We start from the raw sequence: 20,153 nt of genomic DNA, 5'->3' as shown, positions 1-20,153 counted from the left end.
GCTGTTGGCTGTTGGCTGTTAGCTGTTAGTTTCCTGCTGACGGCTACCGGCCAACAGTTTTTTATTTACATGGCTACCGCGCTGCGTGGCTGAATGGCTTGCTTGCCGCTTCATCCTCAACCAGCCAGCCATCCCGCCATTTGATATGGATTTTGAGCTAAGGATTCTGGGCAGTGGCTCGGCCACACCGGTACCCGGCCGCCACCACACGGCGCAGGTACTGAGTGTGGGCAACATGCTGTACCTGCTGGATTGTGGCGAGGGCACCCAGCGCCGCCTGATGGAGCACAAGCTGAGCCCCCTACGCCTCAACGTAATCTTTATCTCCCATCTGCACGGCGACCATTTCTTCGGCCTCTTTGGCCTGCTGGGCACCATGCAGCTGCAAAGCCGCACCGAGCCGCTACGCCTCTTTGGCCCCGCCGGCCTGGAGGAAGTGCTGACCACGCAGTTCCGCCACTCAGGTACCCAGCTTAGCTTCGATCTGGAGTTTGTGGTAGTAGACCCCACCGTGCACCAGCTCGTGTATGAGGATAAGCTGCTGACGGTGCACTCCCTGCCCATGCGCCACCGCATTGCCTGCTGCGGCTACCTGCTGCGCGAGCAGCCCCGGCGCCGGTCTTTGCTGCGTGAGCGGCTGCCCGCCGGCCTCACGCCACCCCAGTTTCAGTTACTCAGCCAGGGCGAAGACCTCCTCGACGAAGCCACCGGCAATGTACTGGTGCGCTACGCCGAGGTAACAGGACCGCCCAAGCGCGCCCGCAGCTACGCCTTCTGCTCCGACACGGTGTACCTGCCGGAGCTGGCGGAGCTGGTGCGGGGGGTGGATGTGCTCTACCACGAGGCCACGTTTCTGGACGAGCTGCGCGAGCGGGCCGCCGTTACGTTTCATGCCACCGCCCGGCAGGCTGGCCAGCTGGCCCGGGAAGCCGGCGTGGGGCAGCTGCTCATTGGCCACTCTCTTCCCGCTACCGCGACCTGGAGCCCCACCTGCGCGAGGCCCGCACCGAGTTTGCCCGCACCCTGCTGGCCCTGGAAGGAACTGTGGTGAACGTGCCCAACCTGCCGGCAGCGGAGTAAGCGCCGCGTTGCTCACCTTTGACTGCATGGCTTCTCCCTCTCCGTTTGCCCACAAAAAGCAGCAGCTCTACCTGGTTCTGAGCGGCATTTTCATTGTAAATGCGCTGCTGGCCGAAATCATCGGAGTCAAGATATTCTCGGTGGACGCGCTGCTGGGGCTGCCCGGCAACCTCACCGCCGGGGTGCTTATCTGGCCCGTGGTCTTCATCACCACCGACATCATCAACGAGTACTTTGGGCGCCAGGGCGTGCTACGGGTGAGCTTCCTCACCGTGGGGCTGATTCTGTACGCTTTCCTCGTTATTCTGGCTACCACCAAGCTGCCGCCGGCCCAGTTCTGGCTCGATGTAAACAAGGTAGACGCAGAAGGCCAGCCGTTCAACATAGAGTTTGCCTACCAGAGCATCTTCCGTCAGGGCCTGGGCATCATCACGGGCTCGATTGTGGCGTTTCTGGTGGGGCAGGTGCTCGATGCCACCGTGTTCCAGGCCCTGCGCCGCATGACGGGCAGCCGGCTGATCTGGCTGCGGGCCACGGGCTCCACGCTGGTCTCGCAGCTGGTCGATTCGTTTGTGGTGCTGTTCGTGGCGTTTTACCTGTTCGGCAACTGGAGCTTCGAGCAGGTGCTGAGCGTGGCCAACACCAATTACTGGTATAAATTCGCGGCGGCTATCCTGCTCACGCCGGTACTCTACCTGGCTCACTACCTCATCGACCGGTACTTAGGCCAGGAAGATACGGTGGAGCTGCAGCAGGAAGCGGCTGCCAATGTGAGTGTGTAGTTTTCTTGCTTTATACAAATGCGCCTGATTTACTTAATAGCTTTTTTGCTGCTTCCTCAATATCTACTAGCGCAGTTCAAATCTTTCGAGCCGGGCTCTTATACGCCAGCCAATAGCCGGGCTGTACGGCTGCAAGGGCAGCTAAAGCTGCGAAATGGTGAGTTGCTTATAGTCAAAGGCGCAGACGGCAAAAAACTCCAGCTAACACCCTACGACGTTTCCTCCTTTCAAATAGGCGAGAAACACTACACCACAGCGAGTGGCTTTGAGGTTGGCAGTGGATTGATGTCCGATTTTGTAGGCAAAGCATTTGTGCAAATTATTGATAGTGGACAGGTCATGCTGTTGCGCTATGAATATACTACAGCCAATGGACCACATGTGGGTGCTGGTGGGGTTATGACGGGTGGTGGCACCAATACCCAGGAGCTTTATCTGCTGCGCTGGACCAACGACTACAAGGTCTACCCAATTTCTGCTAACTGGCTGAGTGGAGGAGGCCAGAAGTTTAGACAAGCCATATTACCGCACCTTTCTAAGCGCCCTGACTTAGCCAAACTGGTAGAGGAGAAGAAAATAACTCTTTCTGAGTTGCCAAATCTTGTACGGGCTATCAATACTGGTCAGCCTTACTCTGCCGCTTATTAGTAAGCTGCTGATTTCTTTCCCGATAATTTCCCGTATTCTCACCGGCATCCAAAGCGCCGATTGGCCGCACCTTGGTAACCAATTCACGCCGGTGTTCTACCTTCATTACCTCATCGGTCGATACTGGATCCTGCGAAACCGTGGCCATAGCTAATGTGCGTGTGTAGTTTTTTTGTTCTTCCTGTAATATGCGCCTACTACTTTTTTATTTACTTCTGTCGCTTCCCCAAATGGCTAGTGCTCAATATGATTTTTCTCCCGGATCATATGTACTTGAGAGCAATCCACAGATACGTTTGAAGGGCTACTTAAAGCAAAATGCGAAAGCCCTAGTAGTGCAAAATGTGAATGGAAAAAATATTAAGCATCCGTTTGACTCTGTGCGTTCCTTTAAAATCGAACTGCATTCTTATATCAAGGCTAGTGGCTTTACTATAGACAAAGGTTTCACAGGAGAACTAGCTAAAGACTTGTTCGTTGAGTTACTGGATAGTGGCGCTGTTTCCCTTATGCGCTACCGATATCCGCAGAACAGTATAGTTACACCGAATGGGCTGATGTCGACCTCACCCCCTACTCTTTATTTACTTCGTCGTGCCAGCGAAAGGGAGAGCATCAGTATTCCCTATGCGGTTATTGACGGAGCAGGAAAAAGGTTCCGTGAGGCGCTACTTCCCTTCGTGTCAGCAAGACCAGATTTAATAGCCGCATTGCGTGACAAGAAAGTTACTATCTATAATCTCGTTACGTTCATTAGTTCCTTAAACAGAAATGAGCCTTTCCTTACTTATCCACTACAAGGCTCACCCAGCACAAACTAAACTGTAGTTCCTTTTCTAACCATGTCCCGCATTCTCACTGGCATCCAGAGTACCGGCCGGCCGCACCTCGGCAACCTGCTCGGCGCCATCCTGCCCACGATTGACTTGTCGCGCAATGATGCCAACGAGTCGTTGTTTTTCATTGCCGACCTGCACTCCCTTACCACCGTGCGCGACGCGGAAGTGCTGCGCCAGAACACCTACGCGGTGGCCGCTGCCTGGCTGGCCTGCGGCATCGATACGGAGCGCAACCTGTTCTACCGGCAGTCTGACGTGCCGCAGGTAACGGAGCTGATGTGGTACCTGTCGTGCTTCACGCCGTTTCCGATGCTGGCCAACGCGCACTCGTTCAAGGACAAGTCCAGCCGCCTTTCCGACGTGAATGCGGGTTTGTTCACCTACCCCGTGCTCATGGCCGCCGACATCCTGCTCTACGATGTGGACATCGTGCCCGTGGGCAAGGACCAGATTCAGCACCTCGAAATCACCCGCGACATTGCCTCGGCCTTCAACAACCGCTACGGCGAAACCTTTGTGCTGCCTCAGGCCCGCGCCGATGAGCAGGTAATGCTGGTGCCCGGCCTCGACGGCCAGAAGATGAGCAAGAGCTACGGCAACATCATCGACATCTTCGTGGACGACAAGGCCCTGCTCAAAACCGTCAGGAGCATCGTGTCGGACAGCACCCCGCTGGAAGCCCCCAAGAACCCCGATACCGACACTACTTTTAAGATCTATTCGCTGGTAGCCTCAGCCGAGCAGACCGAGGAAATGCGCCAGAACTACCTGCGCGGCGGCTACGGCTACGGGCACGCCAAGCAGGCGCTCTACGAGGTTATTCGCACGCGCTTTGCCCGGGAGCGGGAGCTGTTCAGCTACTACATGAACAACCTGCCCGAGGTAGATACCCGCCTGGCCGAAGGCGCCCTAAAAGCCCAGGCCTACGGCTCCGAAGTACTCAACAAAGTGCGCGAGAAAACCGGCTACCTGAGAAGGTAGATTTCATGTGCTGATGGGTTGGAATGTGCTGATGTGCTAATGCTTTAACTGTCATTGCGAGCAGCGCGAAGCTATCCGTCCTGGGCAACGTTCTGAGCACTGAAAAGTGAGCAGCCCTTACCCGTGCGCAACGAGTAAGGGCTTTTTGGTAGAAAAACGGGCTGGTTCTGTACAGGACGGATTGCTTTGCTAAGCTCGCAATGACACGGAAACTTGCAATGACAGCTAAAGCATTAGCACATCAGCACATTCTCCCACATTAGCACATTGACTTGGCCTCAGTACGACAGCCCGTCGATAGAGCCGTGCTGCTTGTAAAAGCTGAAGCCTACTTTGCTGCCGCGGCTTACCTGCTGGTTTTCGATTTTCTGCTTGACGGTAATCTTCTGAATTTCGGGCAGCGGAGGCGCAATCAGGTCGTTGTTCACGGCCGCAATCATGGCGCTTTCCACGAAGAGCTTCATGGCATCCGGAGAAATTAAGTTGTCCGACATATCCAGGTCGGGCATTTCCAGCTGCTGCACGCCTTCCAGGAAGTAGTGATTTTCGATGTTGATGAGCAGGCGGCCCACCAGGTAGCCGGGGTCGTTGAGGCGTTGGTACTTGATGGAGTCGGCCATGAAGTTGTAGGCCATGATGTGCCCGAAAAAGCGCCGCCGGAAATCTTCCTCCACGTAGGCCGTGGGCATGGGCCCGTAGGTATCGGGAAAGGTGACGATGTTGGAGTGCAGCACGAACACGAGCAAATCACCGGAGAAGCGGATGTGGAACTCCATTTCGTTGATGGGCCGGTACTCAATCACCACGGAGGCATCCACGGGCGTGAGCTTGCGGCTCAGCTCCACCACCAGCTCCTGCGATACCAGCCGCAACAGATCAAAGGCGGCAATGGTGTTGCGGTAAATGGCCTGCTTGGCTGTTGACTTCTGCCGCAGGCCTTCAAAAATCAGCGTCAGCCGCTCCGTAACGGCTTCAGGCGTCACGGAATCAATGTGCGGCATCACGTCCGGGTGGTGGTTGTCGGGCGCGGCCTGGGGCGTGGTGGGTTCCGGCGCGGCGGCTCCGGACGTTTCCGTTGCAACCAGCATTTCCGGATCTGAGGTCTTTTTGGTGCGTTTTGCCATAGAGAAGAAAGGCGGGCGGGCCCGGCCATACCTGGTACATCGTGTTGCCTACGCGCCCCCGCAGCGGAGGTTGGCGTCGGCAGGAATGTACGACGCTGCCGGCGCCGGCAGATGTACACTTATTTGGCCGCCTGTTTACCCAGCGGCGGCGGAGCCGGTAGCGCTGCCGCCGTAGGCCAGGCGCTGCTGCGAAAAGCCACCGTGCGCAGGCCCGCGTGCGGGAACTCGGCCGTGGGCGGCAGCAGCATCGGTTGCGCCGCCGCCCGGCTCAGGGCCTCTCCCACGGTGCGCACCTCTCCGGCGGGCACCGCCCGTCGCTCCAGCTCCGCCAGCAGTGCCCGCCCGCCTACCTCAGCAATACGTGCCCCCAGCAGCTCTTCCAACCCGGCCCGGTGCGCCACCCGGGCCGGGTTGGTTGCAAACCGCGCATCGGCGCTCCAATCGGGCGTTGACAGCACGGCGCAGAGCTGTTGAAACTGCCGGTCGGCGCCCACGGCCAGCAGCAGGCGGACTCCGTCTGCGGCCTCGTACACGGTGCCGTAGGGCACAATGCTGGGGTGGCCCGAGCCCAGCGGCTGGGGCTCCTGGCCCGTCACCAAGAAACTGGCTGCTTGGTTGGCCAGCGAAGCCAAGGCACTATCCCAGAGCGACACTTCAATTAGCGCGCCCCGGCCCGTCCGCTCGCGCTGATACAGAGCCGTGAGCAGCCCTTCTTTCAGCTGGTGGGCCGTAAGCAAATCCATCAGCGCTACGGGCATTTTCTGGGGCGGCTGGCCGGGCGCGGCCGCGTTCAAGTGCATAAATCCGGCTTCGGCCTGGAGCACAGCATCGTAGCCGGCGCGCGGCGCCGTGGGGCCGTAGCCGGTGATATGACCGTAGAGCAGGCGCGGGTTCAGGGCGGAGAGAGTGGCGTAATCGGCCCCCAGCTTTTCGGCGTCGCCGGGCTTGTAGCTGGCCAGCACGATATCGGCTTGAGTCGCCAGCTCGTGCAGGGCAGCGCGGCCGGGGGCGGTAGTGAGGTCGAGCACCCGGCTGGTTTTTCCCCAGTTGGCGCAGGCAAAGTACGCCGAAACGGTGGTGTCGGTGGCTTCGGCGGCGGTGCGCCAGGTGCGGGTGACGTCGCCGGCCGGGGCTTCAATCTTAAGCACTTCGGCGCCGAGCTCGGCCAGAAACTGGCCCACCTGCGGGCCGGCCAGCACCGAGGCCAGCTCCAGCACCCGTAGGCCGTGCAGTGGCAATTCAGCTGTATCCATGCCCCGAAGGTAGACGCGCGGCGGCAGACTAACGGAGTTTACCGACCGGCACACCCCAACTTCAATCAGGCAGATACCCCAGGTCGCGCAACTCGGCGCGAGGCTCCGCAAGTAGCTGCAGGCGGCCGTGGCGCAGCAAATAAACTACGTCGGCCACGTCCAGCACCTGCTGGTAGCGGTGGTCGGTGAGCAGGATACCGGAGTGCGCCCGTGCCGCCCGCAGGCAGTGGCTGAGCTGCTCGATGTGAACGGGCATAACCCCGGAAAATGGCTCATCCAGCAGCAGAAAACGGCTCCGGCGCGCCAGCAGCACCAGCGTCTGAATTAGCCGCCCGGTTCCGCCCGACAGCCCGGCACGCGTGCTTCCTTCAACTACCTGCTTTTGCAGCGCCGGAAAATCAACCAGCGCCTGCTCCAGGGACACGCCCAGCAGCCGGGCAGCCGAGGCCAGGGCCATACCGGACGGCCACAACTCAGTCTGGGGCAGGTAGCTCATTAGTCCCGGCTGACGGTAAGCTGGCATTACGGGGTGGCCATCTACCCGCACGGAAGCATCAGGCACGACCCGCGCCCCGAATACCGTTTGCAGCAGCGTGGATTTGCCCGAGCCATTAGCACCCAGCAGTGCCACAACCTGGCCGGTCTGTACCCGCAGATACACGCCCGACAGAACGTTGCGGTTATCAAACTGAACCTGGATACCGTCGGCCTCCAGCGTGTGTTGTTTTGCCGGCATCAGAGGGCAACTAAGAAGGCGAGCAGCCGGTGCGCCACCACGAGCAGCAAGGTATCCAGCACTATCACCCCGGCCCAAAGCTGCCAGGGGGCCAGGTGCAGGTTGCGGTAGAGCCAGTACTGCTGCGGCCGAAACTGGCCAATCAGGTAGATCAGCGCCGGAAAGGAGGCCAGTTTTTGTACTACTGCCAGGAAAAGCGGCGAGGGTAGCGGAGTACCCATCAGCAGCGGCGCCGCCAGTATAAGGACAGATATGGGGAGGGTGAGGCTCAGTACAGAGCGGTAGTAGACAGGCAGTACCTTCAGATAGGACAACATGGACAACGGAAATAATAGCTGGAGCCGGGGCCAGCAATTTTCCTGCCACCTGCCCCAACTATATAGCCCCCGTATAGCCGGGCTCCGGCCAAGCGGGAACCGTTAGGAGGTGGATATATGCCGGATGCGCGTCGCGGCACGCGCTAGCAGTGGCTCAAACAACCATATCCGTTATCTTAGCTCACTATCCGCTCTTTTGCAGATTGATTTTGGTGCCCCCGCTTGTTATGAGGCTGTTCTTAGTAGTCGTTCTGTTTCTGATATACCTGCTGCCATGTCGGGGCGCGGCGGGTTCTCTCGACAGCTTAGTAACTGAACTCAACCGGACCCTGGCCCACAAAGCTGATTATGACGCCCAGCGCTGGAGCCGGATTGGCGTGCTCACAAAAGAGTTTCGGGCGTACCAGGGCAACGACGACGCGAAGTTTGCGCTGGGCCTCAGCATCTACAACGAGTACAAGGCCTTTAAATACGATTCGGCTTTTGCCTACTGCCTGAAAATAACCCGGCTGGCCGAGCAGCTTCACAGCCCGCCCAAGCAGCAGGTAGCCAAGCTCCGGCTGGCCTTCGTGCTGCTGTCATCGGGACTGTTCAAGGAAACCTTCGATGCGCTGGACAGCATTCAGCCAAGTCAGCTAAGCGACGCTGATAAAGTTGAATACTACTTTATCAAGGCACGGGCTTACAATGACTTAGCCAATTTCAATCAGGATGATTTTTACCGTCCGGGTTACCTTACCAAGCTGCTGACCTACGCCGACAGCGCGCTGCAATATTGCCGACCGGGCTCTTACGAATGCCTGGCCGTGCAGGCTCTGGTTACCCAGGAAACCGGTAATCTGCAGAACGGCATTGCGGTATTCCGCCAGATCCGGCAGCTGCCGGGCCTGACGCACCATCAGCTGGCCATTGGAGCCAGTACGCTGGCCAACATTTACAGCCGGGCCGGGTACGAAGACAAGGCGTTTGAGCTCCTGCTGCTATCGGCCATTGCGGACGTAAAATCGGCTACGAAGGAAACGGTGGCTATGTCGGAAGTAGCCAATTACTGCTACCGGCGGGGCGACCTGGCCAACGCGTATGCCTTCATCAAGGAAGCCCAGGAGGAAGCTACTTTCTATAAAGCCCGGCAGCGCCAGGTGCAGATCAGCCAGTTTTCCTCCATCATCGACGGCAAGAAAATCGATATCATTGAAAGCCAGCGCAAGTCGCAAAACGTTTACATCATTCTGGTTACGCTGCTGGCTTTGGTAGTAGCGGCTTTTGCCGCCGTCATCTTCGGGCAGCTGCGCAAACTGCGCAAGGCTGGCCAGCTGATTGCGGCAACGATTCTGGAGCTTCGGGAGCGGAATACCGAGCAGCGCCTGCTCAACCAGGAGCTCACCCAGGCCAACAGCGCCCTGGCCGAAGCCAACGCCCGGCTGGCCGAAGCCAACAAGATCAAAGAGGAATATATCGGCTACTATTTCCACCACAACACCCAGTACCTGGATGAGCGTGAGACGCTGAAGAAGAAGGTAGGCACGCTGCTGAGCGCCAAACAGTATAACGGGGTACAGCAGCTGGCCGACAGCATCAACGTCAAGCGGGAACGTAGTGAGTTGTTCAAGGGGTTCGATACGGTATTTCTGCGGCTGTTCCCGGATTTCGTGGGGCAGTTCAACACCCTGTTTCGCGAAGAAGACCAGGTGCACCCCGATGAAGACCAGATGCTGACGGCCGAGCTGCGCATCTTCGCCCTTATCCGCCTGGGCATCGACGACAGTGAGCAGATCAGCCAGATGCTGGGCTATTCCATCAACACCATCTACGCCTATAAAACCCGGGTGAAAAACCGCGCCCTGGTTCCCAAGGAGGAATTTGAAGCCCGCATCCGGAGGTTCTGACGGATAGCCGGCACAGATGGCGTGCCGCCTAACTCTATCCAGAGTCCCTACTTTTCTGCAACCTATTGGTAGGTTGGGGGCCTGAAACTACGCCTACATCACACGCAGCAGCACTGTATCCGCCCTGTATAATTTTCAGGATTATATTACTTATTTATCTATCAGCCAACTATATATATGCACCTGAGGTTGATATTTCTTATACTTTAACTGTAGTATTTTTTGTTTAGCGCAATAGGGCTTGCTTTGTAGAAGCCCGGCCAGCTGGCCAGTACCGCAAGCGTTTGGCCAGGCCACCACTGCTACCCGCAAACGTTACCACTCCGGCCCGCTCTCCGGCTACTTACACGCACAGGTTTCGATGCAGTAGCAAACGCATTGGCTGCTACGACGACTTCTCCATCCTGCTCCGCTTCTCACCAAATCCCACTTCCTATGTTGTTTCCGGTACCTTTTCTATGTGGCCGAAGGCTTCTTACCCGGTTTCTACTCCTATCGGGTTTGGGGACTTTTGTGACCGGCTACCAATCCGTTCAGGCTGCGGGCTACCATTCCGGAGCTGTGCTGCTGCCTATAGCGGCTCCGTACTGGCTGCAAACCAACGGGGCCGTTACGGGTCGGGTGGTAGATGCCAAGGGGGAAGGCCTGCCGGGCGTAAATGTGCTGGTGCGCGGTACCACCAACGGTACTCAGACCGACGCCAATGGTGGGTATGCCTTGGCTAATGTACCCGACAACGCCACGCTGGTTTTTTCCTACGTGGGCTTTACGGCGCAGGAGCTGCCGCTCAACGGCCGGGCGGCTGTTGATGTGACGCTGGCGGAAGACGTGAAGGCGCTCAGCGAGGTGGTAGTGGTGGGCTACACCACCCAGAAGCGTACCGATGTAACCGGCTCAGTGGCCTCGATCAGCGGCACGGAGATTAAGTCGTTGCCGGTGACCAACGTGCAGGAGGCCTTGCAGGGCCGCATGGCCGGGGTAGAAGTAGTGAAAAGCTCCGGCGCACCGGATGCCACGGCCAGCATCCTGATTCGCGGGGTGTCGTCGCTCAACAACGCGCCGCCGCTTTATATCATCGACGGCGTCCGGCAATCCGGCGACAACATCAACATCCAGGATATTGCCTCGGTGGACGTGCTGAAGGATGCCAGCGCGGCGGCCATCTATGGCTCAGCCGCCGCCGGAGGCGTTATCGTTATTACCACCAAAAAAGGCAAACCCGGCCAGCCGGCCATCAACTTCAGCGCCCGGTATGGCGTCACGCAGCCGCTTACCCTTAAGCTGCTGAACCGGGACGATTTTATCCGGCTCAAGCAGAATATTGCTGACCCGGTGTACGTGGGCATGGAGCGCACCGACACCCTGCCCGATACGGACTGGACCAAGCAGATTTTTCGCGACGGAATCGAGCAGAACTACAACCTGTCGATTTCCGGCGGCACTCCGCAGCTCAGCTACCTGGTATCGGGCATCTACAACGACCAGAAAGGCGTGTATCTGAACAACCGCTCGGCGCTGGCCGGTGCCCGCGTGAACACGGAATACCAGCTTGGCAAGCGCATTAAGGTGGGCGAGCAGCTGTACGTGTGGCAGCGCCGCACCAAGCCCGTGACGATTACGCCCATCAATCCACCGTTCCGGACGGTGCCCACGATGGCGCCCTACACCAACGACCCGGCCAACCCCTACGGCCGCAACCCCGTGGGCTTTGCCGGCCCCAACCTCATTGCCCAGATTGGTACGGCCCACATCGACAACACCAAGTCCAACTTCCAGGGTAACGCGTTTGCTGAAATAACGCTGCCCCTGGACTTGAGCTTCCGCACCACTTTCGGCTATACCTACTACCTCGAAAACCAGAACTACTTCCAGGATTCCTACAACACCGGCGCGGTATCGGCCCCCATCAACAGCCTGACCAAGTCGAATGCCATGTACAGCACCCTGCTCAACAACTACGTGCTGTCGTACAACCACACGTTCGGAACCCACGCAGTGAGTGCGCTGGTGGGCTACGAGCAGATTCAGTCGGAGTACGATGCGTTGCGCGGCAGCCAGAATGCGGTGGGCGGCACCTCGTATGCTTTTCTGCCTACGTCGAACTCCATTACGCGCATCACGCCGGGCGGCTACGATACCAATGGGCTGATCAAATCGACGTTTGCCCAGCTGAATTACGGCTTCAACGAAAAGTACCTTTTCTCCCTTTCGGCCCGGCGCGACGGCAACTTTACGGTATTTGGGCCGGGTAATCAGTACGGCATATTCCCGGCGGCTTCAGCGGGCTGGCGCATCAGCGAGGAGCCATTGATCAAGAACGCGCTGCCCATGATCAACCAGCTCAAGCTGCGCGGCAGCTACGGCGTGCTGGGCAACAGCAACATTCCGCCGTACCTGTTTCTCTCGACTTATGAGTATGTAAACGCGCAGAACTTTTACCCCGGCGCGCCACCCAGCCTGGGCTACACCCAAACGCTTATTCCAAACCCAAACATCAAATGGGAAAGCGTGTACGAAAGCAACGTGGGCATCGACGTCGAAGCCTTCAACGGCCGGTATTTCCTGACGGTGGAATGGTACAATAAAACCACCGAAGACATGCTCTACGCGCTGCCCATTCCGCTTAGCGTGGGCATACCGTCCGGGCGCTTCTACACCAACATCGGGTCGGTGCGGAACCGGGGCCTGGATGTGGTGCTGGGCACCAAAGGCACCGCCCGGGACTTCCGCTACACCGCCACCGTCACGGGCTCCTTCAACCAGAACAAGGTGCTGAACCTGGACAACATCAACAGCAACCCCATTCAGGCCGGCGACAACAGCTACGGCAACCCTTCCTACGGGCAGCAAACCGGGCAGTTCCTCACCTATACCAAAGCGGGGCTGCCGTTCGGGCAGTTCTACGGCTACAAAACAGAAGGAATTTACCAGAGCCAGGAGCAGATTGAAGCGCACCCGCAGCGGGAAGGCTACAAAGCCAACATCGGCGACTTGATTTACCAGGACGTAAACGGCGACGGCATCATCAGCGACCTGGATAAAACCATCCTGGGCAACCCCAATCCCAAGCTCACCTACGGGGTAAACCTGAACCTGGGCTGGAAGCACTTCGACCTGGCCTTGCTCTTCAACGGCGTGGCTGGCGTGGACCTCTACAATGGCGTGGCCCCCTACGCGCAGTTTCCCTTCAGCGACGGCAACACCACCTACCAGGTTTTTGGGGCCTCGTTTCTGGGCGACAACCAGCTGACCTCGCAGCCGCGCCTGGGTGTGCTCACGCCCGGCAGCAACGGCTCCCCCGCCACGTTTGCCACCGACCCCAACGGCAACTACTCCTACGTGAGCGACTATTTTGTGGAGAAGGGCAACTACGTGAAACTAAAAAACCTGCAGCTGGGCTACACCTTCGGCGACGCGCTGCTGCAACGGGCCAAAATCAAAAGCGCCCGCCTGTATGTGATGGCCAACAACCTGTTCACCATCACCAACTACTCCGGCATCGACCCCGAAATCGGGGGCGACGTGATTACGCGGGGCATTGATGCGCCCCTGCAATACCCACATGCCCGCATTTACTCCCTGGGCGTGGACCTGACTTTCTAACGCTACGACCTGGGACCTCCCACCCTGCCATGTTGAAAAAATCCGCTTTTCTGGTTTTTGCCGCGCTGCTGCTGGGCAACTGCACCAAAGACCCCAACGATATTGCCCAGCCCGATAAGTACAGCAGCGGCAGCTACCCGGCCAGCCTCGCGGCGCTGTCGGGGGTGCTTACGCCGGCGTATGCCAACCTGCGCTCCTACGAGCTCAATGGCTTTCAGATGCTGTGCAAGGACTTTGCCTGCAGCGAGCATACCGCCGACCTGGCCTATGGGGGAGAACGGTCGTGGACGGAGCTGGCCCTCAATCACCTGAGCGTGGGCAACAGCTACGCCAACGACCTGTGGAAGGGCCTCTACACAGGCGTCAAGAACGCCAACGCCTTCCTGGACCGGGCCGACTTCTACGAGAAAAACTACATGGCCCCCTCGGAGCAGCAGGCCGTGAACACGCTGCGCGGCGAGGCCTACTTTCTGCGGGCGCTCTACTACTACCACCTGGAGTGCTTTTATGGCGAGGGCTACATCGCGGCTGGCGGCGGAAACGACAAGCTGGGGGTGCCGCTCTTCTCGACTATCCCCGCCACGCTGGAAGAAACGCAAAAGCCCCGCGCCTCGGCCCGGGAAGTGTGGGACTTCATCATCAGCGACCTGAAAAAATCGGCGGAGCTGCTTCACGGCATCGAGCGCACCGGCGTAGACCAAGGCCGGGTGACGGAGTGGGCCGCCAAGGGCTTGCTGGGCAAAGCCTACGTGTTCACCCAGGACTGGACCAATGCCAAGCCGGTGCTCCTGGATGTGATAACCAACAGCGGCAAAGCGTTGATGCCCTTCAGCAAGTACAAGAATGCCTTCAATGCGCAAAGCGGCAACGAATTCAACGAGGAGTCCTTGTTTGAGATAAACGTGGACCGCACCACGCCCGGCTACGGCATCTTCATCGACGGAGTGAATGCCAACCTCACTACCAGCCAGGGCCTGATCTGACAACCTCCCCATCTACTACCTGGTCAACAACCCCAATTTCGACCCCAGCAAGCCCGCGTCCTACAAAAACCCGCGGCGGGTGATTGACCCCGAGACCAAGCAAAAGTCGCTGGAGATGCGCGCCAACAAAACGGTGGACCCACGCCTGTACGTGTGCGCGCTTCAACCCTGGATTGACTCGGTAAGCCGTGACGGCTCGCAGTACCGGCCCGTGGTGAAGTGCTCGGGCATCGGGGCGGGCATCAAGCCCCTCTTCCAGGGTTGGAGCCTGAAGAAGTTCGTGACGACCGACAACAACATCTTTGCCTACAGCGCCGCCGACGGGGCCAACTACTACCTGCTGCGCCTGGCCGACGTATACCTGCTTTACGCCGAAGCCTGCAAGAACAGCGGCGACGAAAACCAGGCGCTGGAGTACCTGAATAAGGTAAAGCGCCGGGCCTACGATTACCCCATCAACGACCCCTCACCGGTAGACTACCACTCCTTCTCGGACCAGACCAGCGCCACCGACGAAAATCTGGCCACCAACCCGCTGTACTATGAGCGGTGGGCCGAGCTGTTTGCCGAAGGCCAATGGTGGTTTGATGTGGGCCGCTGGCGCATTGGCGCCGCCGAAGCCGAGTTCTACGGCAATACGCTGCCCACCGGAGGCAAAATTGAGTGGAGCGAGCAACGCTCCTACGCCTGGCCTATTCCCACCAGTGAGCTGAGCACCAACGCCAAGATGGTGCAGAACCCGGGGTATTAATTTTTCCTGCCGCTGGCGCGGCTTCTGCTGGCGTTGCTTGTCTGGCTGATTTTTCTTGTATGCGAATCTGTTTATTGCTTTTGCTGCTGGCTGCCCGCGTAGCCTCCGCCCAACCCGCCTCTCCCCTCACGGCCCAGCAAGGCAACGTGAAGCTGACGGTTGCGCTGGATGCCGAAGGCCGCCCCACGTATGCCGTTTCCTACCGTCAGCAGTCCGTCATCAAGCCTTCCAGGTTAGGCATGAAGCTGGCGGAGGGTCCGGGCTTCGACGGGCCGCTGACGCTGCTGGGCTCCGAAACCAAGGACGTGGACGACACCTGGCAGCCGGTGTGGGGCGAGGTAAAAAGCATCCGTAACCACTACCAGCAGCTTACGGTGCACCTGCGCCAGCCCCAGGCCCCGGGTCGGCGGCTGGATGTGGTGTTCCGCGTGTTTGCCGATGGGGTGGGCTTCCGCTATGAATTTCCGCAGCAGCCCAACCTGAAGTACTTCGTGGTAACCGACGAGGTAACGGAGTTTGGCCTGACCGGCAACCACAAAGCCTTCTGGATTCCCGGCGACTACGATACCAACGAGTACCCTTACACTACCTCGAAGCTGAGTGAGGTAAACAATGCGGCGCTGGTGCAAGCCTCCACGGCCATTGCCGTGCGCGAGGCCCCCGATGCCCAGGCGGTACAAACGCCGCTTATGCTCAAATCGGCCGAAGGATTGTACATCAACCTGCACGAGGCGGCGCTGCTGAACTACCCGGCCATGCAGCTCCACGTTGATCCGCAGACGTACCAGCTCACGGCCCGCCTGGTGCCCGACGCCACGGGCAGCAAAGCCTACCTGCACGCCCCCGACCATACCCCCTGGCGTACCATCATCGTCAGCGATAAAGCCACCGATATTCTGGCGTCCAAGCTCATTCTGAACCTGAACGAACCGAGCAAACTAACGGATACCGGCTGGATCAAGCCCATGAAGTTTGTGGGCGTATGGTGGGAAATGCAGACTGGCAAAAGCACCTGGAACTATGCCAACCGGGCCGACACCCTCACCGAAGCCGGCCAGCTGATTCCGCACGGCCGCCACGGCGCTACCACCGCCAACGTGAAGCGCTACATCGACTTTGCCGCCAAAAACGGCATTCCGGGCGTTCTGGTGGAAGGCTGGAATGTAGGCTGGGAAGACTGGTTTGGCAACTGGAAGGAAGACGTGTTCGACTTCGTGACGCCCTATCCTGATTTTAATGTGCAGGAGCTGCAGCAGTACGCGGCCGGCAAGGGCGTGCAGATGATTATGCACAACGAAACCTCGGGCTCGGCCACGGACTACGAGCGGCGCTTGGAAACCGCGTATACCTTCATGAACCAGCACGGCTACCCGGCCGTGAAAACCGGCTATGTGGGCCGCATTATACCGCGCGGGGAGCACCACGACGGACAGTGGATGGTCAACCACTACACCCGTGTGGCTGAAACGGCTGCCCGCCATCGCGTGATGGTGGACATGCACGAACCCGTGCGCCCCACGGGCCTGCACCGCACCTACCCCAACTGGCTGGCCTCTGAAGCCGGTCGCGGCAACGAGTACAACGCCTTCAGCGACGGAAACCGCCCCGACCACGAAACCATTCTGCCTTTCACCCGCCTCATGGGCGGGCCCATGGACTACACGCCCGGCATCTTCAAGCTGCGCAACTACTCCGCCGACGCCACGCGGCGGGTGCAAACCACCCTGGCCAAACAGCTGGCCCTGTACGTGACGCTCTACAGCCCGCTGCAAATGGCCGCCGACCTGCCGGAAAACTACGAAAAGGAGCCGGCCGCCTTCCAGTTTATCAAGGATGTGCCTGTAGACTGGGACGATACGCGCGTGCTGGAGGCGGAGCCCGGCGAATACGTAACCATTGCCCGCCAGGAAAAGGGTAAGAGCAACTGGTTTATCGGCGCTATTACCAACAAGAAAGGCCGCGCCACCACACTCAAGCTGGACTTCCTGGAAAAAGGGCGCAAGTACATGGCCACCGTGTATGCCGACGCAGCCAGTGCCGACTGGCAGTCAAACCCCGAAGCGTATCAGGTAACGAAAACAATGGTGCGAGCCGGCGCTAAGCTGCCGCTGCGTCTGGCCCCAGGTGGTGGAGCGGCCATTAGCATTATCGTCATTCCTTAGCCGTAAAGTAGTATCTTAAAGCAGTCAATATTTTATCCTAATCCGCCCTTATCCACTCTGTTTTCCGACCTCCTCTATCGTACATGAAAAAGCTGTTTTTACTTTTTTTCTTACTGCGGACAGCTACGGTGCTGGCCCAATCACCTAGCGTAGCTAAAACCAATCCGCAGCGGGTATATATGCACTATATGCCCTGGTTCGAGACGCCCCAGACTTCTGATAACCGGAGGTGGGGCCTGCACTGGACCATGAGCAACAAGAATCCCAATATCATTGACCCAGCTACGGGCAAGCGGCAGATTGCCGCGCACTATTACCCGCTGATCGGTCCCTACGCCAGTTCCGACCCTAACGTAATAGAGTACCATTTGCTGCTGCTCAAATACGCGGGCGTAGACGGGGTGCTGATTGACTTTTACGGCAATGGCGGCAACGACCTGCCCCTGCTGCTGCGCAATACCAACGCGCTGGTACCGCGCACGGCCGATGTAGGCCTCGGCTTCGCGGTGGTGTTTGAGGATCAGTTTGCGGCCACGCTCGCCGATGCTAAGGCGAACATGCAGTACGTGGGCACTAACTACTTCTCGCGCGCCAACTACCTCCAGCTCGATGGTAAGCCGCTGGTCCTCACCTTCGGGCCGCAGAAATACCAGACGCCCGCCGACTGGACACAGATTCTGGGGGTGCTTCCTACGCCGCCCACGTTCTTGCCCCTGTGGTACGAATCGGCTGATGCCGGGGCCAATGCCTCGGGCGAGTTCAGCTGGATTTACTCGGATTTCCTGACTGGCCTCACCAACTTCTACAAGAACCGGGCGCCCGGCCTCGGCGTAGCGGGTGGCGTGGCCTACCCCGGCTTCGACAGCTTTTACGCTAAAGGCGGCTGGGGCGGACCCACCTGGGTGATTCCGCACAACAACGGCCAGACGCTCAAGCAAACCCTGGACCTGGCCACGCAGTACCAAAGCCGCCTGGACTTCGTGCAGCTGGCCACGTTCAACGACTTCGGGGAAGGCACCATGCTGGAGCCCACGCAGGAGTTTGGCTTCGCGGCCCTGGAGCAGGTACAGGCTTTCACGGGCGTAGCTTACACCGTAGCGGAACTGAAGCTGGTTTACCAGCTCTATACCCTGCGCAAGTTTCACGCGGGCAATACCAGCGCCCAAGCTACCCTGGACCAGGCCTTTCAGAAGTTTGTTGCCCTGGATGTGCCCGCCGCGGCCAGTCTACTCAACAGCCTGGGGCAGCCTACGCCCGTGCGCCCCGCCTCTGGTAGTCTGCGCCTGCAGCTTTACCCCAACCCCGCCGGTAGCACCCTGAAACTGTTTTATCCGGCTGAGCTGAAAGGCGGTACCGTGCAGGTACTGGATGCTACTGGCCGGATAGTGATTACCCAACCCGGCCACCCTAGTTTGGACATCAGTGGTCTGGCCTCCGGCACTTATCGGCTGGTGTACAGCAAAGGCAACACCCACCTGAGCCAGTCCTTTGTAAAGTAGATGCTCCCCTATCTTTTCCATTTTCCCACCTTTTCCATTTCTCATGAAAATTTTTACCCAACTGCTGTGTGCCGCCGCCCTGCTGACTGTCAGCCAGCAAACCGCCGCCCAAACCCTGCTCGATAACTTCGAGACGACCCGCTTACTTTCCTACCCGGAGGCCCAGGGCGTCCTCACGCAGGAAGCAGCCAACCCTTTTAAAGGCACCGGCAATAACAGCACCTCGGTGGCCAAGTTTGTGCGGGATGTCAACTCCCCGTACTCTACTATCACCATCCGGCCCAGAAACGGCAAGTTTGCCGATGTGTCGGCGTACAAATCCGGCGCGCAGAAGCTTACGATGAAGTTTCTGAGCCCCGGCCCCGATTTGCGGGTAAACCTGGTAATGCAGGATAAAGACAAAGTAGCTTATCCGGCAGGCAATTACGCCGGCCTGTTCTTTGCCGTTACCACGGCAGCGGCCAACACCTGGGAGACACTTACCTTCACCTTTGAAGCGCCCGAAGGCTCCTTCGACCCAACCGTCACGGCCAAAGACATCGACCAGATTGCCATGCTCATTGCGCCCGGCGCCACGGGAGCCCCGGCCGGTGCTACCTACTACTTCGATGATTTTATGGGCCCGGCTACAGAGGCCATTCCCACCAGCGGTATGCCCCCTATTCTGCTAGATGACTTCGAAACAGACCGCTACGTGGAATACCCGGTGGCCCAGGGCGTGCTCACGGAAAAAGCCCCCAACCCGTTCAAAACCGCGGCTAATAACAGTGCTTCGGTAGCAAAATTCGAGCGTTCGGCCTCCGATATGTATTCTACCATTGCCATCCGTACCAAGAGCGGCTTTTTCGCCGATGTATCGGACTATGCCAGTGGCGCGCAGAAAATGACGATGAAATTCCTCAGCCCCGGCCCCGGCACCCGGGTACAACTGGTGCTCCAGAATGCCGCTACGGTAGCGTATCCGAAGGGCAACTACGCCGGTGACTTCTTCGCCACCACCACGGCGGCCGCTAACACCTGGGAAACCCTGACGTTTGACTTCACCCCCGGGGTTGCTAATGACACGTTCGACCCAACTGTAAAAGCCACCGACATTGACCAGATTGCCCTGCTGATTGCCCCCGGCTCCCAGAACAACGGTGCCACCTACTACTTCGACGACCTGATGGGTCCGGCCCTCGTGACGATGCCTACCGCGAACCGTGGCGCCCAGAACGCCACGGCTGCCTTCGCTGCTGTGTACCCCAACCCTGCTGCCGGCATCACCAAGCTGCCCTACAGCCTGCAGAAATCGGCCGTGGTGAGCTTGGCCGTATTCGACAACCTAGGCCGCCGTGTGGCTATGGTAGTTGACCGGCAGCAACAGCCCGCCGGCCAGTTCTCCGCCGAGCTGAACGCTGCTCGTCTGGCCCCCGGCCTCTATACCTGCCGCCTGACGGTAGATGGCGTAGCCCTTACCCGTCGGCTGAGCGTGCAGTAAGCCTGCGCTTAGCGTAATGTTTTTAAAGG

The 20,153-nt window shown here is 58.8% G+C and carries 16 protein-coding genes; 12 read left to right on the top strand and 4 right to left on the bottom strand.

Annotation, left to right across the window (positions count from 1 at the left end; translation table 11 throughout):
- Positions 1–145: 145 nt before the first annotated feature.
- From LRS06_RS15625 to trpS, 5 genes are all read left to right on the top strand, one after another.
- On the top strand, positions 146–1,051 hold the full coding sequence (locus LRS06_RS15625; protein WP_257872319.1) for a ribonuclease Z: 906 nt from the start codon (positions 146–148) through the stop codon (positions 1,049–1,051).
- A gap of 55 nt (positions 1,052–1,106) precedes the next feature.
- Positions 1,107–1,862, top strand: a complete 756-nt coding sequence (locus LRS06_RS15620) for a queuosine precursor transporter (RefSeq protein WP_257872318.1) — start codon at positions 1,107–1,109, stop codon at positions 1,860–1,862.
- 18 nt (positions 1,863–1,880) lie between these two features.
- A complete protein-coding gene (locus LRS06_RS15615) occupies positions 1,881–2,510 on the top strand; it encodes a hypothetical protein (RefSeq protein ID WP_257872317.1) in 630 nt (209 codons plus the stop codon).
- 188 nt (positions 2,511–2,698) lie between these two features.
- Positions 2,699–3,331 (top strand): hypothetical protein, encoded by a 633-nt coding sequence (locus tag LRS06_RS15610; protein WP_257872316.1) that lies wholly within the window; start codon positions 2,699–2,701, stop codon positions 3,329–3,331.
- Between the two features lie 21 nt (positions 3,332–3,352).
- Entirely contained in the window at positions 3,353–4,330 is a 978-nt protein-coding gene (gene trpS / locus LRS06_RS15605) for a tryptophan--tRNA ligase (protein ID WP_257872315.1), read from the top strand.
- A 278-nt stretch (positions 4,331–4,608) separates the two neighbouring features.
- Here trpS and LRS06_RS15600 read toward each other — a convergent pair whose 3' ends face one another.
- The 4 genes from LRS06_RS15600 to LRS06_RS15585 all read right to left on the bottom strand — a co-directional run bounded on the left by LRS06_RS15600 (position 4,609) and on the right by LRS06_RS15585 (position 7,760).
- On the bottom strand, positions 4,609–5,454 hold the full coding sequence (locus LRS06_RS15600; protein WP_257872314.1) for a hypothetical protein: 846 nt from the start codon (positions 5,452–5,454) through the stop codon (positions 4,609–4,611).
- 119 nt (positions 5,455–5,573) lie between these two features.
- Complete coding sequence (locus LRS06_RS15595) at positions 5,574–6,707, bottom strand: CaiB/BaiF CoA-transferase family protein (protein WP_257872313.1); 1,134 nt, start codon at positions 6,705–6,707, stop codon at positions 5,574–5,576.
- A 61-nt stretch (positions 6,708–6,768) separates the two neighbouring features.
- Positions 6,769–7,443 (bottom strand): ATP-binding cassette domain-containing protein, encoded by a 675-nt coding sequence (locus LRS06_RS15590; RefSeq protein ID WP_257872312.1) that lies wholly within the window; start codon positions 7,441–7,443, stop codon positions 6,769–6,771.
- The gene (locus tag LRS06_RS15585) at positions 7,443–7,760 is read right to left on the bottom strand and encodes a hypothetical protein (RefSeq protein ID WP_257872311.1); all 318 of its coding nucleotides are present in this window, start codon (positions 7,758–7,760) and stop codon (positions 7,443–7,445) included. Before LRS06_RS15585 ends, LRS06_RS15590 begins: the two co-directional genes overlap by 1 nt.
- 227 nt (positions 7,761–7,987) lie before the next feature.
- On the opposite strand from LRS06_RS15585, the gene LRS06_RS15580 reads away from it, so the two are divergent.
- The 7 genes from LRS06_RS15580 to LRS06_RS15550 all read left to right on the top strand — a co-directional run bounded on the left by LRS06_RS15580 (position 7,988) and on the right by LRS06_RS15550 (position 20,124).
- Positions 7,988–9,646 (top strand): DUF6377 domain-containing protein, encoded by a 1,659-nt coding sequence (locus LRS06_RS15580; protein ID WP_257872310.1) that lies wholly within the window; start codon positions 7,988–7,990, stop codon positions 9,644–9,646.
- A 561-nt stretch (positions 9,647–10,207) separates the two neighbouring features.
- Positions 10,208–13,249, top strand: a complete 3,042-nt coding sequence (locus tag LRS06_RS15575; RefSeq protein WP_257872309.1) for a TonB-dependent receptor — start codon at positions 10,208–10,210, stop codon at positions 13,247–13,249.
- 29 nt (positions 13,250–13,278) lie between these two features.
- The gene (locus tag LRS06_RS15570) at positions 13,279–14,232 is read left to right on the top strand and encodes a RagB/SusD family nutrient uptake outer membrane protein (RefSeq protein WP_257872308.1); all 954 of its coding nucleotides are present in this window, start codon (positions 13,279–13,281) and stop codon (positions 14,230–14,232) included.
- Between the two features lie 79 nt (positions 14,233–14,311).
- A complete protein-coding gene (locus LRS06_RS15565; protein WP_257872307.1) occupies positions 14,312–14,983 on the top strand; it encodes a RagB/SusD family nutrient uptake outer membrane protein in 672 nt (223 codons plus the stop codon).
- A gap of 59 nt (positions 14,984–15,042) precedes the next feature.
- Entirely contained in the window at positions 15,043–17,145 is a 2,103-nt protein-coding gene (locus LRS06_RS15560) for a glycoside hydrolase family 97 protein (RefSeq protein ID WP_257872306.1), read from the top strand.
- 83 nt (positions 17,146–17,228) lie between these two features.
- Positions 17,229–18,644, top strand: coding sequence for a T9SS type A sorting domain-containing protein (locus LRS06_RS15555; RefSeq protein ID WP_257872305.1), 1,416 nt, complete (start codon positions 17,229–17,231; stop codon positions 18,642–18,644).
- Positions 18,645–18,687: 43 nt separating this feature from the next.
- Positions 18,688–20,124, top strand: a complete 1,437-nt coding sequence (locus LRS06_RS15550) for a T9SS type A sorting domain-containing protein (RefSeq protein ID WP_257872304.1) — start codon at positions 18,688–18,690, stop codon at positions 20,122–20,124.
- Positions 20,125–20,153: the final 29 nt, after the last annotated feature.

Origin of the sequence: Hymenobacter sp. J193 (assembly GCF_024700075.1) — a bacterium.
Lineage (GTDB): Bacteria > Bacteroidota > Bacteroidia > Cytophagales > Hymenobacteraceae > Hymenobacter.
The sequence above is the reverse complement of the archived record's forward strand: the minus strand, read 5'-3'. Positions and strand labels throughout refer to the sequence as shown.